The 2,654-nt window shown below is 34.2% G+C and carries 1 protein-coding gene and 1 pseudogene; both read left to right on the forward strand.

The genetic code is table 11. From position 1 onward, the window contains the following. Positions 1-1,433, forward strand: a pseudogene (locus VSA01S_RS20110) (hypothetical protein); the annotation flags it as partial. Between the two features lie 161 nt (positions 1,434-1,594). Beyond that, positions 1,595-2,335, forward strand: coding sequence for an AAA family ATPase (locus VSA01S_RS19450; protein WP_039981534.1), 741 nt, complete (start codon positions 1,595-1,597; stop codon positions 2,333-2,335). The last annotated feature ends 319 nt before the right edge of the window (positions 2,336-2,654 follow it).

Genomic DNA, 2,654 nt, shown 5'->3' on the forward strand with positions numbered 1-2,654 from the left:
ATAAAGATCCAAAGCTTGAAATCATTTCAAAACATGGGTTGTTGTCAGATGAACATGATTCTCAAACACTAAATATAAATTTGGCTGATTATTTCACAATTAATTGGGATGATTGGCAACTATCTGAACAGTACACCCTACTTGGCGACGGTGATGTCAAACTTTTTCAAAACTCAATTAAATTTTCTTACCGTGCAGCTGGTTATGCTCGTATTCTTTACACTCTGACTAATACTAAAAACTTATCAGAAGCAAAATTAGGTCAGATTGACATTTCTATAGGTGAAAATCTTCCTAATGGACTAATTATTGAAGAAATAAATGATTTTAATTATAAATCTAGTTCTAAAAGTATTTTAGATATAGATATATCTAAACTTATTTCAATTCAAAATAACATCGAATATCAATTGGTTAATGTATATTCAGTTGATGGTTCTGCTTTTATTCGTTCTGAGCATCTAAATGACCCGTATAATAAATTTTTTACTTTTACTAGGAATAGTCAATTACCTAAGTATCTAGATGTTACTTTTGTTCTCTCTAACCATAAGGGAAGTTTTAAAACAGGAATTCTTACGCTTGTCATGATAGATATTGATCCTATATGTGATAGTAATTCTGGTACCGTTTCAAATTGTATAGATATTGTTGATATAGGTGGGGGTAAATTATTCACTAGCCCGCCCCCAAAAACATTTTTAGATAGTCTTGGTTTCTCTCAATTTGCAGAAAATCAGTTAAGTACTAGTGAATCTAATTCATTTTTCTACACGTTTGATTTGTCCAGCGCTCAGGCTTTGTGCAAGACCTATAATTCCAAACGTCTTGGAGGGCGAACTAACTGGCGTTTACCTTTAGATTATGATTTCTCAGAGCTAAAAAATTCATATTTATCTGATAGCTCTCTTGCAGATTGGAATCATGACAAGCAATATTGGGTTTTTAATAACTATAATAATAATAAAAATGTTAAATTTTTTGGAGATTGGCTTGTTAGTCCTAATACCAGTGCAAAAAATACTTCTAATCAATTCTATGTCTCCTGCGTCTCATTCAGAGAGGAATTTTCTATATATACAACTCAAGATATTATGATTCCTGAATTAAACGAGCAAAATAATTTGACTCATTTGCCAACAGGAGTGGATTTTAAATTTTTATTTAAAGGTCCATTAAATGAAGTATCTAATAAGGATCGTTTTTTCAAAATTTTTATTAAAAAAAAGCGTGCTTATGGATATAAAGAGGTAAAATATCCGTCTAATCAATTATGTAAAGTTTTAGCAAACCAACCAGTTCATTGTACCTTCTTATCGGTTGGACTTGTTTATGGTATGCTATACAGTTGGTCTATTGTTGAATTATTTGACGATCAACAAGACCCCTCTTTTGTAAGTCGTCAAATATCTGCTGTTCCCCATCGGCTGTGACATTTCAATTTTATCTCAGGTTAACTATGTCTCTGGAAATATTTAAATTACGAATATCTCGCCACTTTACTAGTGACTTTTATGTTCGGAATAAGTCTATTTATAACTTTTGGCCTTCGAGAGTCTTTAATCTCCTTCCTTCTTACCTTTGGATTATGTGTATGTCTTTCGAGAATAAACCTTATTTAAGAGAAATTGAGTTAAAGCGTGAGAAAATCACAACTTTTGACCAGTATCCATTCAATGTTCCTTCAATCAAGGAGCTCGATTTCATTAAATTTCATCCTGATGTGACTTTTTTTATTGGCGAAAACGGGACAGGTAAATCAACACTAATTGAAGCTATTGCTGTTGCAATGGGGCTAAATGCAGAAGGTGGTAACAAAAATATGTTATTCCATACTAAAGAAACTCATTCTCAGTTAGCTAATTTCATCAAAACAATTAAAAGCTTTAAGAGGCCAAAGGATTATTACTTCCTTAGAGCAGAAAGCTTTTATAATGTTGCAACTTATATTGATCAAATTTCTCCGCCGTCACTGCAAGGGTATGGTGGAAACTCTTTGCATGAACAATCACATGGAGAATCTTTTATGTCCACGATCACGAATAAGCTTCGCGGTCACGGTTTATATATCATGGATGAGCCAGAGGCTGCTTTATCACCAACCCGACAGATGGCTGCTATTTCAGCGATCCATCAACTTGTCGAAGACGGCTCGCAGTTTATTATTGCAACGCATTCACCGATTCTCCTTGCTTATCCTAGAGCTATCATTTATCAGTTTAGCGAAAGTGGTATTTATAAAACGAAGTATGAAGACACAGAGCACTATGAAGTGACTCTCAATTTCCTTAAACGACATGAGTATATGATGCAAATTCTCATGGATGATGAGTGACATGATTTTGGTCGTATTCTCTTTTTAAGTTCTCTTAAATAATTGCGACAGATCATCTTGTCAATAATGTTTGCACTCGAGTTACTTCTAGATGTTCTGCTTAGTGTGACAACCTTAGCTATCCGTTGCAGCAATGATTTGTAGGTATAGTGGGCCTATATGAAGAATCGTTAACAAAGCCTGAGTGCTAAGGTTACTCACTTTTTGGGAGGGGAGATCTGTCTCTGAGCTGATTTATTCCTGTGCCTTCTTTGATCTCAATCTATTAACATCGCTCTTAATCACGTACTTTGGGTTCATCTGTGTACGGTTCCCCCTC

The sequence above is a fragment of the Vibrio sagamiensis NBRC 104589 genome, assembly GCF_007990935.1.
GTDB classification, from domain to species: Bacteria; Pseudomonadota; Gammaproteobacteria; order Enterobacterales; family Vibrionaceae; genus Vibrio; species Vibrio sagamiensis.